Consider the following 20,289-nt stretch of genomic DNA (forward strand, 5'->3'; position numbering starts at 1 on the left):
GCATGGATGCCGGGATAGCCGCGCTGGCCCATGGATGGGCCTTCGCGGCGGGCCCACGGAGCAATGCCGGAGTGAGGGCACACCGAGCCTAAGCGAGGTGCCAAGTGGTGGGGCAGAGGCGCTTTGGTTACTTTCGACTGGGCCGGCTTCCGGGCTTTTCGAAAGTGACTCGCCGTAAGGGCGAAACCCTAAGTAGTCATTACCTAGATAACGGATATACACACAACATCAACACCCGAATCAAACCCGAAACCGCCCCACCAACGTCTGTAAATGAACCCCCAACCGCGCCAGTTCAGCACTGGAGGCCGCAGTCTCCTCGCTGGACGACGCCGTCTGCTCCGACACATCACGCACATTCAGCACGCTACGGTTGATCTCCTCAGCCACCGCACTCTGCTGCTCAGCCGCCGCCGCGATCTGCTGGTTCATCGACTGGATCGCCGAAACCGTACGGGTGATGTTCTCCAGCGACCCACCGGCACGGCGGGTCAGTTCGACGCTGCTGTCGGTCAGGCTGCGGCTGTTGTCCATGATGGTCGCGACCTGTTCAGTACCGGTCTGCAGGCCGACGATCAGTTCTTCGATTTCTTCGGTGGACTTCTGAGTGCGCTGGGCCAGGCTGCGGACCTCATCGGCCACCACGGCGAAGCCCCGTCCGGCTTCACCGGCACGGGCCGCTTCGATGGCGGCGTTGAGGGCCAGCAGGTTGGTTTGCTGGGCCACGGACTTGATCACGTCCAGAACACTGCCGATCTTGTCGCTTTCGCGCTTCAAATCGCCCATGGCGGTGGTGGAGTTACCGACTTCCCGCGCCAGGCGCTCGATCTGGGCGATCGCTTCGCCGACGACTTTGTCGCCTTCGCGGGCCTGTTGGTCGGCGGCGACGGCGGCTTCGGAGGCTTCCTCGGCGTTGCGCGCCACTTCCTGCACCGTGGCGGTCATTTCATGCATGGCGGTGGCGACCTGATCGGTCTCGATCTTTTGGCTGTTGACCCCGGCGCTGGTCTGTTCGGTCACCGTCGAGAGCTGTTCAGCGGCGCTGGCGATCTGGGTAACGCCTTCGCTGATACCACCGATCAATTGCCGCAGGCCTACGGTCATGCTTTGCATGGCGCGTTGCAGCTGGCCAAGTTCGTCGCGGCGCTCGGAGGTGAGGTTGTGGGTCAGGTCGCCGGCGGCCACGCGCTCGGCAACCTTCAAGGTTTGACCCAGTGGGCCAACGATTTGTCGGGTGATGAACAGGGCGGCGATCACGCCGAACAGCAAGGCCAGCACGGCCGCCACGATCAGCAGCATCTTGGCTTGGGCGACGTCGTGGTCGCGCACGGCCGTCTGTGACACGGTCAGCTTCTGGCTGGAATCGATCAGCACTTGGCCTTGCTCAGTCATGCGCTGCTGCGCGGCGGCGTTGTCGATCTGCGAGTCACGGAACTGGGCAACTGCGGCGCGATAGAGATTGAATGAGTCGCTGGCCTGCTCCAGATTGGCTGCGTGTTCCGCAGGCAATTGATCCGGCAGACGTGCGAGCAGTTTGAGAACGTTATCGATGGCTTCAATAGCCGGTTGCTGGGCTTCGCTCTTGCCGCTATAGGTGTAGCCACGAACCTGATAACGCGCTTGTTGAACCGCTTTGCTCAGTGTGACCACGCTATTGAACGGGCTGACATCGCCGGCTTGCAGCAGCGCTTTCTCAACGTCGGCGACGCGGGCCACAGCATTGTCGGCGCTGGCGCCCAGCTTGCTGCGGGCGTCCTCGCGATTGACGGTAGCGCGGGTCATCTGGGCGAAGGCGCTTTTGTATTCGGCGACGGCGGCCAGTTGCTGGTCGATCAGTGCAACGTCGGCTGGCTGTTCAATCAACTCGCGAGCGGTTTTCAGCCCGGCTTCGAGTTTGCCAAGCAGGTCGTTGACCTGTTGCGGCCCTTTCTCGCCTCGGGTGGTGTTGTAGTCGATGCTGGCCAGGTTCAGATCCTTGCTCAGGTCATTAAGACTGGCAATGAACCCCAGCTTGTCGCCCCGGCTGATGACATTGCCCAGGCCGGACCAACCGGTGAACGCGATCATCAAGGTGAGGAACAGCACCAGGCCGAAGCCTGCACCGAGTTTGCGATTAACGCTTACGTTTCCCAGACCCTGGGCAAGCCACCGGAACATGCTGATACTCCCTTGGAGCGCTGATTTTGGTTTTATGGGGACTGTATCGGCGGCTTGGGCGGGATCTGTAGAAAATAGACACGGTGGGGTTTTTTTCGTGTTTTTATGCCCGCCCTTTTGGTCAGACCTTGAAGCGTCCTACCAGCGTTTGCAAATGGACCCCCAACCGCGCCAGTTCAGCGCTGGAAGCGGCGGTTTCTTCACTGGAAGCGGCTGTCTGTTCGGACACGTCGCGAACATTCAGGACGCTGCGGTTGATCTCTTCGGCCACGGCGCTCTGTTGCTCGGCCGCGGCGGCGATCTGTTGGTTCATCGACTGGATCGCCGAGACGGTGCGGGTGATGTTTTCCAATGAGCTACCGGCACGGCGGGTCAGTTCGACGCTGCTGTCGGTCAGGCTGCGACTGTTGTCCAGGCTGGACGCGACCTGTTCGGTTCCGGTCTGCAGGCCAAGGACCAGTTGCTCGATTTCTTCGGTGGATTTCTGGGTGCGCTGGGCCAGGCTACGCACTTCGTCGGCCACCACTGCGAAACCACGCCCGGCTTCACCGGCCCGAGCCGCCTCGATGGCCGCGTTGAGAGCCAGCAGGTTGGTTTGCTGGGCCACGGACTTGATCACGTCCAGGACGCTGCCGATCTTGTCGCTTTCGCGTTTGAGATGGCCCATGGCTTCGGTGGAATTGCCCACCGCGTCGGACAGGCGCTCGATCTGGGCGATGGCTTCGCCAACCACCTTTTCGCCTTCGCGAGCCTGCTGGTCCGCGGCGACCGTCGCTTCGCTCGCTTGCTCGGCATTACGCGCCACTTCCTGCACCGTGGCGGTCATTTCGTGCATGGCGGTGGCGACCTGGTCGGTTTCCACTTTCTGGCTGTTGACTCCGGCGCTGGTCTGTTCGGTGACGGCGGAAAGCTGTTCGGCGGCGCTGGCGATCTGCGTGACGCTGTCGCTGATGCTGCCGATCAAGTGCCGCAGGCCCACGGTCATGCTCTGCATGGCACGTTGCAGTTGGCCCAGTTCGTCGCGGCGCTCGGAGCTGAGGTTGTGGGTCAGGTCGCCTGCCGCCACGCGTTCGGCGACCTTGAGGGTCTGCTCCAGCGGGGTGACGATCTGCCGGGTGATCACCAGGGCGGCGATCACGCCGAAAAGCAGGGCCAACGCGGCGGCCGAGATCAGGAAGAGGTTGGCTCTGGCGGCCTCGTGGTCGCGCACTTCCGTTTGGGACAGCGTGATGTCCCTACTGGCCCCGCGTAGCAAAACCCCCAAGTCGGACATGCGCTTGATGGCGGCAGCGCTGGCGGCCTGGGCTTCATGGAACTGGCTGACCGCGGCACGATAGGCCTTGAACGACTCGCTGGCCTGTTGCAGGTTGGCGGCGTGTTCAGCGGGTAGTTGGGCCGGCAGGCTGCCGAGCGCTTTCAGCGCGTTATCGATGGCATCCAAGGCCGGCTGCTCGGCATCGGCCCGGCCGCTGTAGGTGTAGCCGCGAACCTGATAGCGGGCTTGCTGGATGGCCTTGCTCAGGCTCACCACGCTGTCGAGTTGAGCCGCGTTCTCGCTTTGCCGTATGGCGCTTTCAACGCTGGCGACTCGGGCCACGGCGTTATCGGCGCTGGCGCCCAGTTTGCTGCGCGCATTCTCGCGGCTTACGGTGGCGCGGACCAACTCGGCAACGACAGCCCTGTACTCGGTAATAGCCGCCAGTTGCTTGTCGATGAGCGCCACGTCGGCCGATTGCTCGATCGATTGGCGGGCAGTCTGTAGCCCAGGCTCCAATTTACCGAGCAGATCGTTGAGGTCACCTGGACCTTTCTCGCCGCGGGTCGCGTCGTAATCCATGCGCGCGGAGCGCAGGTCCTTGGTCAAGTCGTTCAGGCTGGCGATGAGTCCCAGCGTGTCGCCGTGGGCAATCACCTTGCGCAGGCCGGTCCAGCCGGTGAAGGCGATCATCACGGTCAAGAGCAGTACCAAGCCAAAACCGAAGCCGAGTTTGCGATTAACGCCTACGTTACCTAGCCATCGGAACATGCCGGTACTCCCTTGAGGGGCGGAACTGCTTTTTATAGTAGTTCTATCGACACGTTTCGGGAGGAACTGGAGAGATTAGCTAAATAAGTTTGTAACAGCGTAGCAAGCTACGGAGATCAGAACAGGCGTGAGAGCAGCGCCGTCACTGCGGTCTCGACCCGCAGGATCCGCTCGCCCAACTGCACCGGTTGCAAACCAGCCTTGCCCAGCAGGTCGATCTCGTAGGGAATCCAGCCGCCCTCCGGACCAATGGCCAAGGTCACCGGTTCCGTCAGTGCCCGTGGGCAGGGCGGGTAGTTGCCAGGGTGGCCGACCAGTCCGAGGGTGCCGTTGGTGATGGCCGGCAGACGGTCCTCGACGAAGGGCTTGAAGCGTTTCTCGATAACCACCTCAGGCAGCACACTGTCCCGGGCTTGTTCCAGACCCAGGATCAGTTGCTCGCGGATGGCCTCGGGGTCGAGGAACGGCGTTTGCCAGAAACTCTTTTCCACGCGATAGCTGTTGACCAGGATCACCCGCGGCACGCCCATGGTCGCAACGGTCTGGAACACCCGCCGGAGCATTTTCGGACGCGGCAATGCCAGCACCAGTGTCAGCGGCAACTTGGCCGGCGGTGGCTGGTCGAGCGTCACTTGCAGTTCGGCTTCGCGAGCTTCCAGGCGCAACACCTGTGCGGTGCCCATCAGCCCGCCAATGCGCCCGACCCGCAAGCTGTCACCGACAGCGCTGCGGTGGACTTCCTGCATGTGGGTCAACCGGCGATCGCTCAGGATGACCCGGTCCGGCCCGATGAAATCGGCCTCCTCGAGCAGCAGCAGGTTCACGCTTGGGTCGCTGGCGGCTGGTCGTTGTGGTCGTCCACGGGCTGGTCTTCGGGCTCTTCTTCCCGGCGCTTGCGCACCAGGCCACCGAACAGGATGCCGATCTCGAACAGCAGCCACATCGGAATGGCCAGCAAGGTCTGGGAGAAGATGTCCGGCGGGGTCAGGATCATGCCGACCACGAAGCAACCGATGATCACGTACGGGCGGATCTTCTTCAGGTAGGCAACGTCCACCACGCCGATCCACACCAGCAGCACCACGGCCACGGGAATCTCGAACGCCACGCCAAAGGCGAAGAACAGCGTCATGACGAAATCCAGGTAGCTGGTGATGTCGGTCATCATCTCGACACCCGCCGGGGTGGCGGCGGCGAAGAACTTGAAGATCAGTGGAAACACGAAGAAATAGGCGAAGGCCATGCCGGTGTAGAACAGCAGGATGCTCGACACCAGCAGCGGCACGGCGATGCGTTTCTCATGCTTGTACAGGCCCGGCGCGATGAACCCCCAGATCTGATGCAGGATCACCGGGATCGCCAGGAACAGCGAGACCATCATCGTCAGCTTCAGCGGCGTCAGGAATGGTGACGATACGTCGGTGGCGATCATCGTCGCGCCTACCGGCAAATACTCGCGCAGCGGCGTGGAGACGAAGGTATAGATCTGCTGGGTGAAGGCAAACAGCCCGGCGAAGATGACGAAAACCGCCGCGACGCAACGCAGCAGGCGGGTGCGCAACTCGGTGAGGTGCGATACCAGCGGCATCGGCTGGTCGTTTTCAGGGATATCGCTCATGGGGCTCGCGGCGGCAAAGTAGGATCGTGGGGAGTCACAGTCGTCGTGGTCGCCGGTTCAACCGGTTTTGCCGGTTCAGCGGCCACTGGCGCAGCTTCGACAGCCGGTGCCTGGGGAGCAATGGTCGGCTCGGCGACGGGCTGGACCGGCGTCGGTTCCTGCTGGGTCGGTGTGAAGATCTTCCGCGCTTCCTGCTCCAGCGAGAGGATGTGTTCGTTGTGCAGTTGCCGACGAATGTCGTCGGCACCGATTTCACGTTCAACTTCCTGTTTGATCGCATTGAAGCTGCGCTTCAGGCGCCCGATCCAGAGACCGGCGGTGCGCGCAGCACCCGGCAGGCGCTCGGGGCCCAGTACCAGCAGGGCGACGAGGCCGACGAGCAGCAGTTCAGTGAAGCTGATCCCAAACATTAGTCAGTGCTCACGAGTCTTTGCGGGTTGGCTCTTCGACTTTCTGGGCCTGCACGTCGATGGTATTCGGTGCGTTCACAGGCTGGGCGGCCTGCGGGTGCACCGGTTGGGCCGGCTGTGCCGGTTGAGCCTGGGCGCTGGTGTCGGCCGGTTTTTCGTCATCGTTCATGGCTTTGCGAAAGCCCTTGATCGACTCGCCGACATCGGTGCCGAGGTTTTTCAGTTTCTTGGTGCCGAACACCAGCACCACGACAACCAGAATGACGACCCAGTGTTTCCAGTCAAAGATACCCATGTGGCTACTCCTCAAAAAATGATCAGGCGGACGGGCGCGAGGCTTTCTCGACGTGCCCGGACAGACCGAAGCGACGGTCCAGTTCATCCAGTACAGCCTGCGGGTGCTGACCCAGTTGGGCCAGCATGACCAGACTGTGGAACCACAGGTCGGCGGTCTCGTAGATCACGTCGCTGCAATCGCCGCTGATGGCGGCGTCCTTGGCGGCGATGATGGTCTCGACCGATTCTTCGCCGACCTTTTCCAGAATCTTGTTCAAGCCCTTGTGGTACAGGCTGGCGACATAGGAGCTGTCGGCCGCGGCGCCTTTGCGCTCTTCCAGCACCTGGGCCAGGCGGGTCAGGGTGTCACTCATGGGAATGTCCTGAATAGATGGCATGCGGGTCCTTGAGCACCGGGTCGACGGTTTTCCAGTCGCCGTTCTCGAAGACGCGATAGAAGCAGCTCTGCCGGCCGGTGTGGCAGGCGATTTCGCCAACCTGTTCGACCATCAGGATGATGACGTCGCCGTCGCAATCCAGGCGCATCTCGTGCAAGTGTTGTACGTGCCCGGACTCCTCGCCTTTGCGCCACAGTTTGCCACGCGAGCGTGACCAATAGATGGCACGGTTCTCGGCGGCGGTCAGTGCCAGCGCTTCGCGATTCATCCAGGCCATCATCAGCACGCGCCCGGTCTTGTGATCCTGGGCGATGGCCGGAACCAGTCCGTCAGCGTCCCACTTGATCTCGTCCTGCCAGTTTTTCATCGTTGGTCCTGACGGCAGCGGCAAGCTTTAAGCTTCAAGCTGCAAGTAAAAGCGATTCTGTGTGGTGCTTAAGTAGATAGGTACAACTCACGAACTTGCGGCTTGCAGCTTATCGCTTGCGGCTCAATCCGGCTATCGTCGAACGACCAGATACAAACCCACGGCCACCATGATACCGGCGGGCCAATGACCCAGTTCGCTCAGTGGGCCGCCGGCCGCGAGCACCGCGCCACCACCCAGGTGGGCCGCGCCGAGCAGGCGCAGGAACCAGTCGTCCCGACGGCGTTTCCACGGCGGAGCAGGATCGTGGGCGTGGGGTTGGGACATGCGCTCGAGCAGGTCGCGGGTCATGTTGGCCAGGTGCGGGAGTTGTTCGAACTGGCTCTGCACGTTGCCCAGCAAGGTCTTCGGGCTCATCCGCTCGCGCATCCAGCGCTCGAGGAACGGCTGTGCGGTGTTCCAGAGATCCAGGTCTGGGTAGAGCTGGCGGCCGAGGCCTTCGATGTTCAGCAGGGTTTTTTGCAACAGCACCAGTTGCGGCTGAACTTCCATATTGAAGCGGCGCGCGGTCTGGAACAGGCGCATCAGGACCTGGCCGAAGGAAATATCTTTTAACGGTTTTTCGAAGATCGGTTCGCACACGGTGCGGATCGCCGCTTCGAACTCGTTGAGTTTGGTCTCGGCCGGCACCCAGCCAGAATCGATGTGCAACTGCGCAACGCGGCGGTAGTCACGCTTGAAGAAGGCGAACAGATTGCGCGCCAGGTAATCCTGGTCCTCGGGGGTGAGGCTGCCGACGATGCCGCAGTCGATGGCGATGTATTGCGGACTCCACGGCTGCACGGTGCTGACGAAGATGTTGCCCGGGTGCATGTCGGCGTGGAAGAAACTATCGCGGAACACCTGGGTGAAGAAAATCTCCACGCCGCGTTCGGCGAGCAGCTTCATGTCGGTGCGCTGGTCGGCCAGGGTCGCGAGATCGGTGACCTGGATGCCGTAGATGCGCTCCATCACCAACACTTTCGGCCGGCACCAGTCCCAATAGACTTGCGGGACGTAAAGCAGCGGCGAGCCTTCGAAATTACGGCGCAACTGGCTGGCGTTGGCGGCTTCGCGCAGCAGGTCGAGTTCGTCGAAGATGGTTTTTTCGTAGTCCTGGACCACGTCCACCGGGTGCAGCAGGCGCGCATCGGCCGACAGCCGCTCGGCGGCGCGCGCGAGGATGAACAGCCAGGCGAGGTCCTGGGCGATGATCGGCTTGAGGCCCGGTCGAATTACCTTGACCACCACTTCCTCACCCGTCTTGAGCTGCGCGGCGTGAACCTGGGCGACCGACGCCGAGGCCAGGGGCTCGACATCGAAACGGCTGAAGACTTCGCTGATCTTCTTGCCCAGTTGCTCTTCGATCAGCGCCACCGACAGCTTGGAATCGAACGGCGGCACGCGGTCTTGCAGCAGCATCAGTTCGTCGGCAATGTCTTCGGGCAGCAGGTCGCGACGGGTCGAGAGAATCTGTCCGAACTTGATGAAGATCGGTCCCAGGTCCTGCAAGGCCAGGCGCAGGCGTGCGCCGCGACTCAACTCCAGGGTTCGGCGTGGGAACCAGCGCCACGGCAACACGAAGCGCAGCGCCAGGAGAAACCAGGGCAACGGCAAGGCGAACAGCAGGTCATCGAGGCGGTAGCGGATCACGACGCGCTGGATGCGCAACAGACGGCGGACGGCAAGCAGCTTCATGCGTTATCGCTTGGTTTCAAGGGATCGGGAAAGGCGCTCGAAACGCGCCTCGAGACGTTCCAGGTCAAGCTTGACCTGGTCCAGTTCATCAAAACGGGCCTGGGCCTCGCGTTGGCCCACGAGGGTACGCGATTCTTCGGCCAGGTATTCACTCAGATTCTGTCCCAGGCTGGCGAAGCCCTGGCGGTACCAGCGGCTGCGGCTGCGCAGATGACCGCTGAGCAACTGGGTGGCCACCGGACCGATCCAGCGGGACACCTCGTATTCCCAGTCCAGCTCAAGGTCCTGGAGAATCGCAGCCAGCTCCAGCAGCACACCGCTGTCGCCGTCGAGTTCGACATCGGGGCCATGCAGCACCGCGGTCTTGTTCTGGCTCAGCGCCAGCTCCAGCAGGCTCGACGCCGGGGCTCGGAGCGTGCAGTGCGCCTGCGCTTCCCAATGGGAGGCGAGCATCAGGCCCTCGTCGCCGGGCAGGATAAACAGCTTGAGCGCCGGGCTGCGACAATCGACGGCAATCACCTTGCCACTCAAGTGCGCCAGGCGCATCGGCGCCGTGCTGTCCAGGCGCAGGACCCGGTTGATGCCGAGTTCGACGCCGGCGAGCAGGCCGGTGAGCAGCATCAGGGCTTGATACCGCGGTGCAGGGCGACGATCCCTGAAGTCATGTTGTGGTAGGTCACCCGGTCGAAACCGGCTTCGACCATCATCGACTTCAGCGTTTCCTGGTCTGGATGCATGCGGATCGATTCGGCCAGGTAGCGATAGCTTTCCGCGTCGTTGGTGATCAGTTTGCCCATCAGCGGCATGAAGGCGAACGAGTAGGCGTCGTAGGCCTTGGACATCAGCGCGTTGGTCGGCTTGGAGAATTCCAGCACCAGCAGCCGGCCACCGGGTTTGAGTACGCGCAGCATGGAGCGTAGCGCGTCTTCCTTATGGGTGACGTTACGCAGGCCAAAGGCAATGGTGACGCAGTCGAAGTGGTTGTCCGGGAACGGCAGCTTCTCGGCATCGGCCTGGACGAACTCGACGTTGCCAGCCACACCCAGGTCCAGCAAGCGGTCGCGACCCACCTTGAGCATGGATTCGTTGATGTCAGCGAGCACCACATGGCCGGTCGGGCCAACGATGTGGGAGAATTTTTTAGTCAGGTCACCCGTGCCGCCAGCGATGTCCAATACACGATTGCCGGTGCGCACGCCGGACAGTTCGATCGCGAAGCGCTTCCACAGGCGATGCATGCCGCCTGAGAGCAGGTCGTTCATCAGGTCATACTTGGCGGCTACCGAGTGGAAAACCTCAGCGACTTTTTCCGCCTTCTGGCTTTCCGGCACGTTCTTGAAGCCGAAGTGAGTGGTGGGTTCGGCATCGCTGCCTTTGCGCTGATCAGTCATATCGCTGTCACCAAAAAAGAATGCGGGACATTCTAATCCCGGTGGAGTGCTTTGTCTTGGCAAGGCTGCAGGTAAGATGAACCACGGCCAGGACGTTTTGACGCAGGCAGGGTCCGAACGTTCAGGCAAGTCTCGATCAAGCAGGAGTTATCAGATGGCCCGTATTACTGTTGAGCGTGCCCATGCCCTGGGCAAGGAAGCGGCCCGCGAAAAGGCTGACAAGTTGGCGCAGAAACTTTCCGACAGCTATGGCCTGGAGCCCCGGTGGGAGGGCGACACGCTGAAGCTCAAGCGCTCCGGGGTCAAAGGCGAAGTGCATGTAGGCGAAGATTCGATCCGCGTCGATGTGGAACTGGGCATGTTGATGTCTGCCATGAGCGGCACGATCAAGACGGAAATCGAAAAGGCGCTGGATAAGGCGTTGGCTTGATTTAACCCATGGCGAACTGGGATATGGAATTCAATTGCCTGACTATCCTCGGTGGAAGCGAGCCTGCCTCCACCAAGGCGTCATTTCCCTTGGGTCTATCCGTTTTGTTAGGGTGCCCTTTCTAATTATTCTCACTACTTTGTGCCTGAGTCCGACCCTGTACGGGCAGTTCCTCCCACCTGTCTTCGAGTGAGGTGCACCATGGCCAAAGTTATTTTGAAGAAAAAAACCGACATTGAATCTTCCACGCTGAGCGACGTGAAAACGTACGCGCGCAAGATCTGGCTGGCTGGCCTGGGCGCCTATATCAAGGTGGGCCAGGAAGGCAGCGAGTACTTCCAAGAGTTGGTCAAGGCTGGCGAAGTTATTGAAACCAAAGGCAAAAAGAACATCGCCGGAAAACTTCAAGCTGCCAACAGCGAACTGATTGAAGCCAAGACCGACGTCAACACTTTCAAGGCCAGGGTTGAAGTCCAACTCGACAAAGTCGAGAAGGTGTTCGACGCGCGTGTTGCAAGTGCCTTGAATCGTATCGGCATTCCGTCTAAACATGACGTTGAGACACTCTCTGCTAAGCTCGATGAGCTGACGGCATTGCTCGAACGTGTCGCGCGTAAACATTAAGGAGAACGGGATGGCTGGCAAGAAAATCACCGAAAAAGAAGGCAGCTCGTGGGCCGGGAAGATTGAAAAGTACTCCCGCAAAATCTGGCTTGCTGGTTTAGGCGTGTACTCGAAGATCGACACTGACGGCAGCAAACTCTTCGAGTCCCTGGTTAAGGACGGCGAGAAGGCCGAAAAACTCACCAAGACGGCGGTCGGCAAACAGGTCGATGCGGCTACGGTCTCCGCCGAGTCGGCAAAATCAAGAATCGGCGGGGTGAAGGACCGAGCCCTGGGTAAATGGGATGAGCTGGAGGGTGCCTTCGACAAGCGCCTTAACAGTGCGATTTCCCGCTTGGGCGTGCCGAGCCGCAATGAAGTCAAGGAACTGCACAGCAAGGTCGACACCCTGACCAAGCAGATCGAAAAACTGACCGGGGCCAAGGTCACGCCTGTCGCGACCAAGGCTACTGCAAGCAAGACGGCGGCGGCCAAGCCCGCGGCGAAGACGCCAGCCAAGCCACTGGTCAAGGCAGCGGCAAAAACCGCCGCCAAACCTGCGGCCAAGCCAGCAGCCAAGGCGGCGGCCAAACCCGTCGCGGCAAAAGCAGCAGCCAAGCCCGCTGCCAAACCAGCGGCTAAAACTGCAGCAGCTAAACCGGCTGCGGCCAAACCTGCGGCAAAAGTCGCTGCGAAACCGGCCGCCAAACCCGCCGCGGCGAAAAAGCCAGCGGTAAAAAAAGCGACTGCGCCAAAAGCAGCCGCACCGAAGGCGCCGACCGCGACCGCCAAAGCGGCAACCCCGACGAGCACAGCGAACTCCGCTTCGGCTCCGACTCCGGTGGCCACCCCGACTCCAGCGCCGGCTCCGTCGACGCCTACCAGTCAGTCCTGATTTTCCAGGGCAAGCAAAAACGCCCGGCTTATGTAGGCCGGGCGCTCGTTCCCACGCTCCCGCGTGGGAATGCCTCCAGGGACGCTCTGCGTTCCGCTGTTTGGGCGCGGAGCGTCACAGGCGTTATTCGTGCTCTTCCAGATACCGCAGCGCCATCTGTTCGGTCGCGACCTTGACCGCAGGCGGCAGGTGCGGCGCCACCAGCATCATGACCTGGTAGACCACCAGGCGAACTTCGCCTTCGCGATCCAGGATCCGTTGATAGTCCAGCGAAAACAGCAAGGTCATGGTGATCTGCTCCACCAGTTGCCCCAGTGCCTGTGTATCGCTGACCAGAAACCCCTGGGCCTTGAGTTGCGCCAGCAATGAGGCCAGGGTCCGCTTCAGCGCGTTGAGCAACTGGCGAATCCCCTTGGCCAGTTTCGGCAGGCGCCCCGCCAGGTTCGACAGGTCCTGGAACAGAAACCGGTATTGAGCCAGGCGCTCGACGATCAGATGCAGGAACAGCCAGTAATCCTCCGGCGCCAGTTGCGCATCGGCCGGTGGGTCCAGCAGCGGCGCGAGCTCGGCCTGGAATCGCTCGAAGAGCCCCAGTATCAGTGGTTCCTTTCCATGGAAGTGGTAATAGAGGTTGCCGGGGCTGATACCCATCTCATTGGCAACTTCCATGGTGGAGACGTTCGGTTCGCCCTTTTCGTTGAATAACTGCAGGGCACATTCAAGGATGCGGTCGCGGGTTTTCATCCGGTCTTCTTAGTGATGAAGTCGTGCCACGGTCGGGAGCGCGACCGTGGAGTGAGGCGCTCAGCGCACGCGCACATAGGTTCCGGGCGCCGCTTCCAGAGGTGGGTATTTCGCGTTGCCCAAGGCCATCTGCGTTTCGCGCTGGGCCCCGGAGCGTTCCTGGATCCAGCCCAGCCATTGGGGCCACCAGCTACCATCGATGTGCTTGGCGTCGTAATACCAGGCCCGAGGGTCACTGCTCAGTTTCGGATTTTCGATGTAGTTCGCCTTGGGGTTGCCGGGCGGGTTGAGAATGCTTTGGACGTGGCCGCTGTTGGACAGCACGAAGCGCCGTTCGCCGCCCAGCAACAGCGTCGAGCGATACACGGCGTCCCAAGGGGTGATGTGGTCGTTGATGCCGGCCACGCTGAAGCTGTCCACCGTGACTTTCTGCAAGTCTATAGGCGTGCCGCAGACTTCCAGGCCGTTGGGATGGGTCAGCGGGTTGTGCTTGAAAAAATCCAGCAGGTCGCCGTGATACGCGGCTGGAAGTCGGGTGCAGTCGTTGTTCCAGTAGAGGATATCGAAGGCCGGCGGCTCCTTGCCCAGCAGGTAGTTGTTAACGAAATAAGTCCAGATCAGGTCGTTGGGGCGCATCCAGGCGAACACCCGGGCCATGTCGCGACCATCGAGAATGCCTTTCTGGTAAGAGCGCCGCTTGGCAGCCTCAAGGGTCTGTTCGTCGATGAACAGCGTGGCCGGGCTTTCGATCTCGCTGTCCAGCAAGCTCACCAGGTAGCTGGCGCTGGCGACCCGGCGCAGTTGGCGCTTGGCTTGCAGGTGACCTTGCAAGGCGGCGATGGTCATGCCTCCGGCGCAGGCGCCCATCAGGTTGACCTCGCGCGCGCCGGTGATCTCCCGGCAGGCATTCATCGCCTCCTCCGTGGCCTCGACGTAACTGGACAAGCCCCACTCGCGGTGGCGCACGTCGGGATTGCGCCAGCTGATGATGAACACCTGCAAGCCGTTTTTCAGGGCGTATTGGACGAAGCTGTTGGAAGGACTCAGGTCGAAAATGTAGAACTTGTTGATCTGCGGCGGCACGATCAGCAATGGCCTGGCGTATTGCTTTTCGCTCATTGGCTTGTACTGGATCAGCTCCAGCAGTTCGTTGCGAAACACCACCGCGCCGGGAGTAGTGGCGAGGGTCTTGCCGACTTCGAAGGCCTGGGGCGTGACCTGTCGGGGCAGTCCGTCGTTGTGCAGCAGGTCATCCACCAAGTGGCTGATGCCGCGAATCAGGCTGGTGCCACCAGAGTTGAACAGTTCCTTGATCGCCACGGGGTTGAGCAAGGTATTGGAGGGCGATACGGCATCGTTGAGCAGCGAGAAAGTAAAGTGGGCACGGGCGCGATCATCCGGGCTCATGTCGCTTTCGTCGATCCAGCTCCTGACCTGTTTCTGCCAGCTCAGGTACGCCTGGAGGCTGCGCCGATAGAACGGGTTGTGCTGCCAGGTGGGATCGGCGAAGCGCTTGTCGTTGGGGTTGGTGGGGTGCAGCGTTTCGCCCAGCAGCACGCGCCCCAGTTGACCGCCCAGCCGCAATGCATGCCGGGCACTGTGCACCGGGTTGCGCAAGCCATGGGCGGCGACGTTGCGCAAGGTGGCAAGCAGATCCCTGCCGCGCAGGCCGGTGACCGCGCTTTGTGCATTGATGAAACTGGCAGGGGCGGGCATGGAACCCTTCGCCGGTTTGTCGCGCATGAGTCAACTCCTTCGTCATCAGGCTAAAAACAAACGCACCGAACCAGACAACATAGTCGCTGTTTCGGATGGCTGCATGATCCGGCGTCCTGCCAGGCGCTCTCGGCGGTGTCAGCCGCCACTCAGCGGCGCGGGATGCGGATGCATGACCGCGCGCTGACGTTCTTCCTCCAGAAACTTCATGATGATCGGTGCCACGGCCTCGGCCCGGGTGATCAGGAACAGATGGCCGTCATCGATGATGTGCAACTGCGAGTTTGGTATGCGCCAGGCCAGCATGCGCATGTTGATCAATGGGATCAGCGGGTCGTCATCCCCGGCCAGGATCAGGGTTGGCTGATGGATCTTGTGCAGCCAGTGGATGCTGGTCCAGCCCAGGCCTGCAAACAGCTGCCAGTAATAACCGAGTTTGCCCGCCGACCGAACCTTGGCGGCGTGACGGGCCGCCAGGCTCGGATCGCGGCGAAACGAGCCGCCGTAGATCAACGGGGCGATCCGCATCACATGGGAAGGCTGAACGTAGCGCCGCGGACTGGCCATCATCCACAGCACCTTCGGCTTGCCCGGCACCATCACTGCGCCGGCGGCCGTAGCGGCGAGCACCAACTTCTTGCAGCGTTCCGGATAATCATGGGCGAACTGCTGGGCCAAGGCGCCGCCCCAGGACACGCCGATCACATTGACCTGTCCATAGTCCAGATAGTCGAGCATCCGCGCGGTGAGTTTGGCCAAGCCAGGGAAGCGATAGGGCCGGTTCGGTGTCGACGAGCCGCCGACCCCAGGCACATCGAAGGCAATCACTTCCAGGTCCGGGTCCAGGGCCTCGATGAACGGGAACACCAGCTCCAGGTTGGCGCCGATGCCGTTGAAGATCAGCAGTGGCGTCAAGTGAGGCTTGCCGGGACGTACCGCGGTGCGCAAGGTCTGGCCATCCAGATCGACGGTACGGAAGATGTACGGTTGCGGCATGCTTCAAGTCCTGGAGTAGAAAAGCAGAAAAAGCAGCTTCAAGCTACAAGCTTCAAGCTGCACGAGGACAGCTTGGCGCTTGAAGCTCGCAACTTGCAGCTATCTTTCATGTACATACGTACCGGGCGCCGCTTCACCCGCCACATAAGTCTTGTTGCCCAATACGGTCGGTGCTTTTTTCAGCTTGCCCGAGCGTTCGGCTTGCCACGCCTGCCAGTGCAACCACCAGGAGTCGGTGTGCTTGGTGGAATTTTCCATCCAGTCCTCGGCCTTGGCGGGCATGTCTTCGCTGGTCATGTAGCGCGACTTGGGGTTGCCCGGCGGGTTGAGGATGCTCTGGATATGACCGCTGCTCGACAGCACGAATTCAACCTTGCCGCCGAACAGTTGCGCCGACTTGTAGCAGGACTTCCATGGGGTGATGTGGTCGTTGGTACCGGCCAGGGAAAAGATGTCCGCAGTGACCTGCTTGAGGTCGATTGGCGTGCCGCACACTTCCAGTGCGTTGGCGCGGATCAGCGGGTTGTTCTTGAACATCTCGATGAGGTCACCGTGGAACGCCGCCGGAAGCCTGGTGGTGTCGTTGTTCCAGAACAGGATGTCGAACACCGGCGGCTCGTTGCCCAGCAGGTAATTGTTGACCCAGTAGTTCCAGATCAAGTCGTTGGGGCGCATCCAGGCAAAGACCTTGGCCATGTCGCGACCTTCGAGCACGCCGGCCTGATACGAGTGGCGCTTGGCGGCTTCCAGGGTCTGCTCGTCGACGAACAGCGCCACGTCGGTGTCCAGGGTGGTGTCCAGCACGCTTACCAGCAAGGTCAGGGCATTGACCTTTTTCTCGCCCAGCGCGGCGTAGTGGCCAAGCAGCGCGGTGCAGGTGATGCCGCCTGAGCAGGCGCCCAGCATGTTGACGTCCTTGCTGCCGGTGATGGCCGTGACCACATCCACCGCTTCCTTGAGCGCCTCGATGTAGGTCGACAGGCCCCACTCGCGCTGCGCCTTGGTGGGGTTGCGCCAACTGATGATGAAGGTCTGCACGTTGCTGCGCAGGCAGAAGCGCGCCAGGCTCTTGTCCGGGCTCAGGTCGAAGACATAGAACTTGTTGATCTGCGGCGGGACCACCAACAGCGGTCGTTCGTGGACCTGCTCGGTGATGGGGCGATACTGGATCAGCTCCAGCACGTCATTGCGAAAGACCACGGCGCCTTCCGTCACGCCCAGGCTCTTGCCGACTTCGAACGCGCCCATGTCGACCTGGCTTGGCATGCCGCCGTTGTGCACCAGGTCCTTGGCCAAGTGGGACAAACCATCGAGCAGGCTCTTGCCACCGGTTTCGAAGAAGCGCTTGACCGCCGCCGGGTTGGCCGCCGAATTGGTCGGGGCCATGGCTTCGGTCATCAGGTTGATGACGAAGTGCCCTCGACTGATGTCTTGGGGCGAGAGGCTGCTGTCGTCGATCCAGTCGTGCAGCTCCTTGCGCCACGCCAGATAAGTTTGCAAGTAACGTCTGTAGAGGGGGTTCTGGCTCCACGCCGGGTCGTTGAAGCGACGATCGTCACCGGCGGGCTGCAACTCGGATTTGCCAAACAGGACTTTCCTGAGCTCAGCGCCGAAATGGGCAACGTGCTTGACGCTGTGCAGCGGTTGTTTGATGGTCTGGGTCAGCACCATCCGGGCAGAGGCCAGCAGGTCTTTCCTGCGCAAGCCGACGACGGGATTCAAGCCCAGGGTATTTTCCGAGGCTTGGTACTTCAACTCATCGTTGTTCTTGTTGCTCATCTACGACGCTCCATTGTCCTTCAGACGAGTACCGGGATCGTGCCGTGAAGCCGCAAGGCCAATACCAGGTACGCTGCTCGGGGTGACCATTAATTCCGCATCGAGGGCAATGAGGAAACGTGTGCCAGGAACTCGCCGGTTCCTTTGCAGGGAACTTGCCAGCTCCATTGGTTACCCGAGTTTAATTTTTTTCGCAAGCAGGCCAGTCATTGACGCTGCCGCGCGGGCATTCAAGCAGATGAGTCTAGAAAATTCGCCCTAAAGCGCCAGCCCTTGAGCTAGAGCATCAGCTTGACCACGGATTCGTTCGGGTCACGGGTTTTTCCGGCGGCCTTGAGCTCGGCGAGATAATCGTTCCACAGGTCCTCTTGGCGCAGCGCCAATTGGTACAGGTAGTCCCACGTGAACAGTCCGCTGTCGTGGCCGTCGTCGAAGGTCAATTTCAGTGCGTATTGACCGGCCGGCTCAACCTTGGTCAGGCCGACGCCGAGCTTGCCGTATTGCAAGATCGGTTTGCCGTGGCCCTGGACCTCGGCGGAAGGCGAATGCACCCGCAGGAATTCCGCGGGCAAGTGGTACTCCTCGTCCGGCGCGTATTTCAGCGTCAGGGTCTTGGAGGCTTTGTGCAGGTTGATGGCGGTGGGGAATTTGGTCATGGAAGCAGCTTACAAGCTACAAGCTACAAGCTACAAGCTGGAGGTGACCCGCTTGCAGCTTGCAGCTTGCAGCTTGCAGCTAGAAGCTTGCAGCTTTAAAGAATATACCGCGACAGGTCTTCGTTCTCAGCCAGTTCGCCCAGGTGGCTGTTGACGTATTCGGCGTCGATGATGATCGGCGCTTCATTGTGGGCGCTAGCCAGGTCGCCGGCACTGAACGAGACTTCCTCGAGCAGGCGCTCAAGCAGCGTGTGCAGGCGACGGGCACCGATGTTCTCGGTCTTCTCGTTGACCTGCCAGGCGATCTGCGCCAAGCGCTTGATGCCCTCGGGCGCGAACTCGATGTTCAGGCCTTCGGTCTTCAGCAGCGCGCAATACTGCTCGGTCAGCGACGCGTGGGGTTCGCTGAGGATGCGCTCGAAGTCTTCCGGCGACAGCGCCTTGAGTTCGACACGGATCGGCAAACGACCTTGCAGCTCGGGCACCAGGTCGCTCGGCTTGCTCAGGTGGAACGCACCGGAGGCGATGAACAGGATGTGGTCGGTCTTGACCATGCCCAGCTTGGTGTTGACCGTGCAGCCTTCGATCAGCGGCAGCAGGTCGCGTTGCACACCTTCACGGGACACGTCGGCGCCCCCGACATTGCCGCGCTTGGCGACCTTGTCGATTTCGTCGATGAATACGATGCCGTGCTGCTCCACCGCTTCCAGCGCCTTGGCCTTCAATTCTTCTTCGTTGACCAGGCGACCCGCCTCTTCGTCACGCACCAGCTTCAGCGCTTCCTTGACCTTGAGCTTGCGGCTCTTCTTCTTGCCCTTGCCCATGTTGGCAAACAAGCTCTGCAACTGGTTGGTCATTTCTTCCATGCCCGGCGGCGCGGAAATGTCGACGCCAGCCATCTCGGCCACTTCGATCTCGATTTCCTTGTCGTCCAGCTGGCCTTCGCGCAGGCGCTTGCGGAACAGCTGGCGGGTGTTGGAATCCTGGGTTGCGGCGGAGTCGGCGTTGAAGCCCATGCGCGCCGGCGGCAGCAGTGCGTCGAGGATGCGCTCTTCGGCGGCATCTTCGGCGCGATGGCGGACCTTGGTGATTTCCTGCTCGCGCAGCAACTTGATGGCGGCATCGGCCAAGTCACGAATGATCGACTCGACGTCGCGCCCGACGTAGCCCACTTCGGTGAACTTGGTGGCTTCGACCTTGATGAACGGCGCATTGGCGAGCTTGGCCAGGCGACGGGCGATCTCGGTTTTACCGACGCCGGTCGGGCCGATCATCAGGATGTTCTTGGGGGTCACTTCGACGCGCAGCTCTTCGGGTAGCTGCATCCGGCGCCAACGGTTGCGCAGGGCGATGGCGACGGCGCGCTTGGCATCGTCCTGGCCGATGATGTGGCGATTGAGTTCGTGGACGATTTCACGGGGAGTCATGGACATAATATTGGGGTCCTCAAGCAGGAATTCGGGCCTGGACGGGCTTATTCCGCGAGGTCCTGCTCCTCAATGGTTTGGGTGTGGTTGGTGAACACGCAGATGTCGCCGGCAATGCCCAAGGCAGTCTCGACGATTTCGCGGGCCGACAGGTCGGTCTTTTTCAACAGCGCGCTGGCGGCGGCCTGGGCGTAGGCGCCGCCGGAACCCATGGCGATCAGGCCGTCTTCGGGCTCAACCACGTCACCGTTTCCGGTGATGATCAGCGAGGCGTCTTTGTTGGCGACCGCGAGCATGGCTTCGAGGCGGCTCAGGGAGCGGTCGGTGCGCCATTCCTTGGCCAGCTCGACGGCGGCGCGGACCAGATGGCCCTGGTGTTTCTCAAGTTGACCTTCGAAACGTTCGAACAAGGTGAAGGCGTCGGCGGTGGCCCCGGCGAAACCGGCGATGACCTGGCCGTGGTACAGGCGGCGGACTTTCTTCGCGTTGCCTTTCATCACGGTGTTGCCCAATGAAACCTGGCCGTCGCCGCCCATGACGACTTTGCCGTGACGGCGGACTGAAACGATGGTGGTCAAGGGAAGAGTCTCCACGCAGCGGGGCGAAAATGCCCGGATGAAACTCATATGGGGGTGGCGTGGGGTTTTTCAACTCTGGGGCGGG

The 20,289-nt window shown here is 61.2% G+C and carries 20 protein-coding genes and 1 pseudogene; 3 read left to right on the forward strand and 18 right to left on the reverse strand.

Going from position 1 to position 20,289, the window contains the following annotated elements:
• Nucleotides 1-240: 240 nt before the first annotated feature.
• The 11 genes and pseudogenes from HU806_RS25715 to ubiE all read right to left on the reverse strand — a co-directional run bounded on the left by HU806_RS25715 (nucleotide 241) and on the right by ubiE (nucleotide 10,380).
• Complete coding sequence (locus HU806_RS25715) at nucleotides 241-2,157, reverse strand: methyl-accepting chemotaxis protein (protein ID WP_186615647.1); 1,917 nt, start codon at nucleotides 2,155-2,157, stop codon at nucleotides 241-243.
• 121 nt (nucleotides 2,158-2,278) lie between these two features.
• Nucleotides 2,279-4,183: a methyl-accepting chemotaxis protein gene (locus HU806_RS25720; protein WP_186615649.1), complete on the reverse strand. Its 1,905-nt coding sequence runs from the start codon at nucleotides 4,181-4,183 to the stop codon at nucleotides 2,279-2,281.
• 116 nt (nucleotides 4,184-4,299) lie between these two features.
• Nucleotides 4,300-5,007, reverse strand: coding sequence for a 16S rRNA (uracil(1498)-N(3))-methyltransferase (locus tag HU806_RS25725; protein ID WP_186615651.1), 708 nt, complete (start codon nucleotides 5,005-5,007; stop codon nucleotides 4,300-4,302).
• The gene (tatC, locus tag HU806_RS25730; RefSeq protein ID WP_186615653.1) at nucleotides 5,004-5,801 is read right to left on the reverse strand and encodes a twin-arginine translocase subunit TatC; all 798 of its coding nucleotides are present in this window, start codon (nucleotides 5,799-5,801) and stop codon (nucleotides 5,004-5,006) included. The genes HU806_RS25725 and tatC overlap by 4 nt, the downstream gene beginning before the upstream one ends.
• On the reverse strand, nucleotides 5,798-6,211 hold the full coding sequence (tatB, locus tag HU806_RS25735) for a Sec-independent protein translocase protein TatB (protein WP_186615655.1): 414 nt from the start codon (nucleotides 6,209-6,211) through the stop codon (nucleotides 5,798-5,800). The genes tatC and tatB overlap by 4 nt, the downstream gene beginning before the upstream one ends.
• A 10-nt stretch (nucleotides 6,212-6,221) precedes the next feature.
• Nucleotides 6,222-6,506 carry a twin-arginine translocase TatA/TatE family subunit gene (locus HU806_RS25740; protein WP_186615657.1) on the reverse strand — a complete coding sequence of 95 codons (285 nt, stop codon included), beginning with the start codon at nucleotides 6,504-6,506 and terminating at the stop codon, nucleotides 6,222-6,224.
• A 22-nt stretch (nucleotides 6,507-6,528) separates the two neighbouring features.
• Nucleotides 6,529-6,861, reverse strand: a complete 333-nt coding sequence (locus HU806_RS25745) for a phosphoribosyl-ATP diphosphatase (RefSeq protein ID WP_003186671.1) — start codon at nucleotides 6,859-6,861, stop codon at nucleotides 6,529-6,531.
• Nucleotides 6,854-7,252 carry a phosphoribosyl-AMP cyclohydrolase gene (gene hisI / locus HU806_RS25750; RefSeq protein ID WP_003186669.1) on the reverse strand — a complete coding sequence of 133 codons (399 nt, stop codon included), beginning with the start codon at nucleotides 7,250-7,252 and terminating at the stop codon, nucleotides 6,854-6,856. The genes HU806_RS25745 and hisI overlap by 8 nt, the downstream gene beginning before the upstream one ends.
• 132 nt (nucleotides 7,253-7,384) lie before the next feature.
• Nucleotides 7,385-8,989, reverse strand: coding sequence for a ubiquinone biosynthesis regulatory protein kinase UbiB (gene ubiB, locus HU806_RS25755; protein ID WP_186615659.1), 1,605 nt, complete (start codon nucleotides 8,987-8,989; stop codon nucleotides 7,385-7,387).
• Nucleotides 8,986-9,610: pseudogene (locus HU806_RS25760) on the reverse strand (ubiquinone biosynthesis accessory factor UbiJ). Before HU806_RS25760 ends, ubiB begins: the two are co-directional and overlap by 4 nt.
• Nucleotides 9,610-10,380, reverse strand: coding sequence for a bifunctional demethylmenaquinone methyltransferase/2-methoxy-6-polyprenyl-1,4-benzoquinol methylase UbiE (ubiE, locus tag HU806_RS25765; protein ID WP_186615663.1), 771 nt, complete (start codon nucleotides 10,378-10,380; stop codon nucleotides 9,610-9,612). The pseudogene HU806_RS25760 and the gene ubiE overlap by 1 nt, the downstream one beginning before the upstream one ends.
• A 154-nt stretch (nucleotides 10,381-10,534) precedes the next feature.
• Between ubiE and HU806_RS25770 the strand changes: the two genes are divergently transcribed.
• The 3 genes from HU806_RS25770 to HU806_RS25780 all read left to right on the forward strand — a co-directional run bounded on the left by HU806_RS25770 (nucleotide 10,535) and on the right by HU806_RS25780 (nucleotide 12,308).
• On the forward strand, nucleotides 10,535-10,810 hold the full coding sequence (locus HU806_RS25770) for a polyhydroxyalkanoic acid system family protein (RefSeq protein ID WP_186615665.1): 276 nt from the start codon (nucleotides 10,535-10,537) through the stop codon (nucleotides 10,808-10,810).
• A gap of 201 nt (nucleotides 10,811-11,011) precedes the next feature.
• Nucleotides 11,012-11,434, forward strand: a complete 423-nt coding sequence (locus HU806_RS25775; RefSeq protein ID WP_186615667.1) for a phasin family protein — start codon at nucleotides 11,012-11,014, stop codon at nucleotides 11,432-11,434.
• Nucleotides 11,435-11,444: 10 nt separating this feature from the next.
• A complete protein-coding gene (locus tag HU806_RS25780) occupies nucleotides 11,445-12,308 on the forward strand; it encodes a phasin family protein (protein ID WP_186615669.1) in 864 nt (287 codons plus the stop codon).
• A gap of 123 nt (nucleotides 12,309-12,431) precedes the next feature.
• Here the strand turns inward: HU806_RS25780 and HU806_RS25785 are convergent, their stop codons facing one another.
• The 7 genes from HU806_RS25785 to hslV form a co-directional block, all read right to left on the reverse strand.
• Nucleotides 12,432-13,052: a TetR/AcrR family transcriptional regulator gene (locus tag HU806_RS25785; RefSeq protein WP_186615671.1), complete on the reverse strand. Its 621-nt coding sequence runs from the start codon at nucleotides 13,050-13,052 to the stop codon at nucleotides 12,432-12,434.
• Nucleotides 13,053-13,112: 60 nt separating this feature from the next.
• Nucleotides 13,113-14,795 carry a class II poly(R)-hydroxyalkanoic acid synthase gene (phaC, locus tag HU806_RS25790; RefSeq protein WP_186615673.1) on the reverse strand — a complete coding sequence of 561 codons (1,683 nt, stop codon included), beginning with the start codon at nucleotides 14,793-14,795 and terminating at the stop codon, nucleotides 13,113-13,115.
• 111 nt (nucleotides 14,796-14,906) lie between these two features.
• Nucleotides 14,907-15,764: a poly(3-hydroxyalkanoate) depolymerase gene (phaZ, locus tag HU806_RS25795; RefSeq protein WP_186615675.1), complete on the reverse strand. Its 858-nt coding sequence runs from the start codon at nucleotides 15,762-15,764 to the stop codon at nucleotides 14,907-14,909.
• Between the two features lie 99 nt (nucleotides 15,765-15,863).
• Nucleotides 15,864-17,543, reverse strand: a complete 1,680-nt coding sequence (gene phaC / locus HU806_RS25800) for a class II poly(R)-hydroxyalkanoic acid synthase (RefSeq protein WP_186615677.1) — start codon at nucleotides 17,541-17,543, stop codon at nucleotides 15,864-15,866.
• Nucleotides 17,544-17,821: 278 nt separating this feature from the next.
• A complete protein-coding gene (locus HU806_RS25805) occupies nucleotides 17,822-18,199 on the reverse strand; it encodes a gamma-butyrobetaine hydroxylase family protein (protein WP_186615679.1) in 378 nt (125 codons plus the stop codon).
• Nucleotides 18,200-18,294: 95 nt separating this feature from the next.
• On the reverse strand, nucleotides 18,295-19,632 hold the full coding sequence (gene hslU / locus HU806_RS25810) for an ATP-dependent protease ATPase subunit HslU (protein WP_186615681.1): 1,338 nt from the start codon (nucleotides 19,630-19,632) through the stop codon (nucleotides 18,295-18,297).
• 41 nt (nucleotides 19,633-19,673) lie between these two features.
• Nucleotides 19,674-20,204: an ATP-dependent protease subunit HslV gene (gene hslV / locus HU806_RS25815; RefSeq protein WP_003186641.1), complete on the reverse strand. Its 531-nt coding sequence runs from the start codon at nucleotides 20,202-20,204 to the stop codon at nucleotides 19,674-19,676.
• Nucleotides 20,205-20,289: the final 85 nt, after the last annotated feature.

Source organism: Pseudomonas sp. SWRI154, assembly GCF_014268645.1.
GTDB classification, from domain to species: Bacteria; Pseudomonadota; Gammaproteobacteria; order Pseudomonadales; family Pseudomonadaceae; genus Aquipseudomonas; species Aquipseudomonas marvdashtae.

What these genes read in the sequence shown, in the direction of transcription:
- tatC (WP_186615653.1), bottom strand. Translation starts at nt 5,801, where the DNA reads ATGAGCGATATCCCTGAAAACGACCAGCCGATGCCGCTGGTATCGCAC.
- phaZ (WP_186615675.1), bottom strand. Translation starts at nt 15,764, where the DNA reads ATGCCGCAACCGTACATCTTCCGTACCGTCGATCTGGATGGCCAGACC.
- HU806_RS25740 (WP_186615657.1), bottom strand. Translation starts at nt 6,506, where the DNA reads ATGGGTATCTTTGACTGGAAACACTGGGTCGTCATTCTGGTTGTCGTG.
- HU806_RS25775 (WP_186615667.1), top strand. Translation starts at nt 11,012, where the DNA reads ATGGCCAAAGTTATTTTGAAGAAAAAAACCGACATTGAATCTTCCACG.
- HU806_RS25805 (WP_186615679.1), bottom strand. Translation starts at nt 18,199, where the DNA reads ATGACCAAATTCCCCACCGCCATCAACCTGCACAAAGCCTCCAAGACC.
- hslU (WP_186615681.1), bottom strand. Translation starts at nt 19,632, where the DNA reads ATGTCCATGACTCCCCGTGAAATCGTCCACGAACTCAATCGCCACATC.
- tatB (WP_186615655.1), bottom strand. Translation starts at nt 6,211, where the DNA reads ATGTTTGGGATCAGCTTCACTGAACTGCTGCTCGTCGGCCTCGTCGCC.
- phaC (WP_186615677.1), bottom strand. Translation starts at nt 17,543, where the DNA reads ATGAGCAACAAGAACAACGATGAGTTGAAGTACCAAGCCTCGGAAAAT.
- HU806_RS25780 (WP_186615669.1), top strand. Translation starts at nt 11,445, where the DNA reads ATGGCTGGCAAGAAAATCACCGAAAAAGAAGGCAGCTCGTGGGCCGGG.
- HU806_RS25720 (WP_186615649.1), bottom strand. Translation starts at nt 4,183, where the DNA reads ATGTTCCGATGGCTAGGTAACGTAGGCGTTAATCGCAAACTCGGCTTC.
- ubiB (WP_186615659.1), bottom strand. Translation starts at nt 8,989, where the DNA reads ATGAAGCTGCTTGCCGTCCGCCGTCTGTTGCGCATCCAGCGCGTCGTG.
- HU806_RS25785 (WP_186615671.1), bottom strand. Translation starts at nt 13,052, where the DNA reads ATGAAAACCCGCGACCGCATCCTTGAATGTGCCCTGCAGTTATTCAAC.
- HU806_RS25745 (WP_003186671.1), bottom strand. Translation starts at nt 6,861, where the DNA reads ATGAGTGACACCCTGACCCGCCTGGCCCAGGTGCTGGAAGAGCGCAAA.
- HU806_RS25715 (WP_186615647.1), bottom strand. Translation starts at nt 2,157, where the DNA reads ATGTTCCGGTGGCTTGCCCAGGGTCTGGGAAACGTAAGCGTTAATCGC.
- phaC (WP_186615673.1), bottom strand. Translation starts at nt 14,795, where the DNA reads ATGCGCGACAAACCGGCGAAGGGTTCCATGCCCGCCCCTGCCAGTTTC.
- HU806_RS25770 (WP_186615665.1), top strand. Translation starts at nt 10,535, where the DNA reads ATGGCCCGTATTACTGTTGAGCGTGCCCATGCCCTGGGCAAGGAAGCG.
- ubiE (WP_186615663.1), bottom strand. Translation starts at nt 10,380, where the DNA reads ATGACTGATCAGCGCAAAGGCAGCGATGCCGAACCCACCACTCACTTC.
- hisI (WP_003186669.1), bottom strand. Translation starts at nt 7,252, where the DNA reads ATGAAAAACTGGCAGGACGAGATCAAGTGGGACGCTGACGGACTGGTT.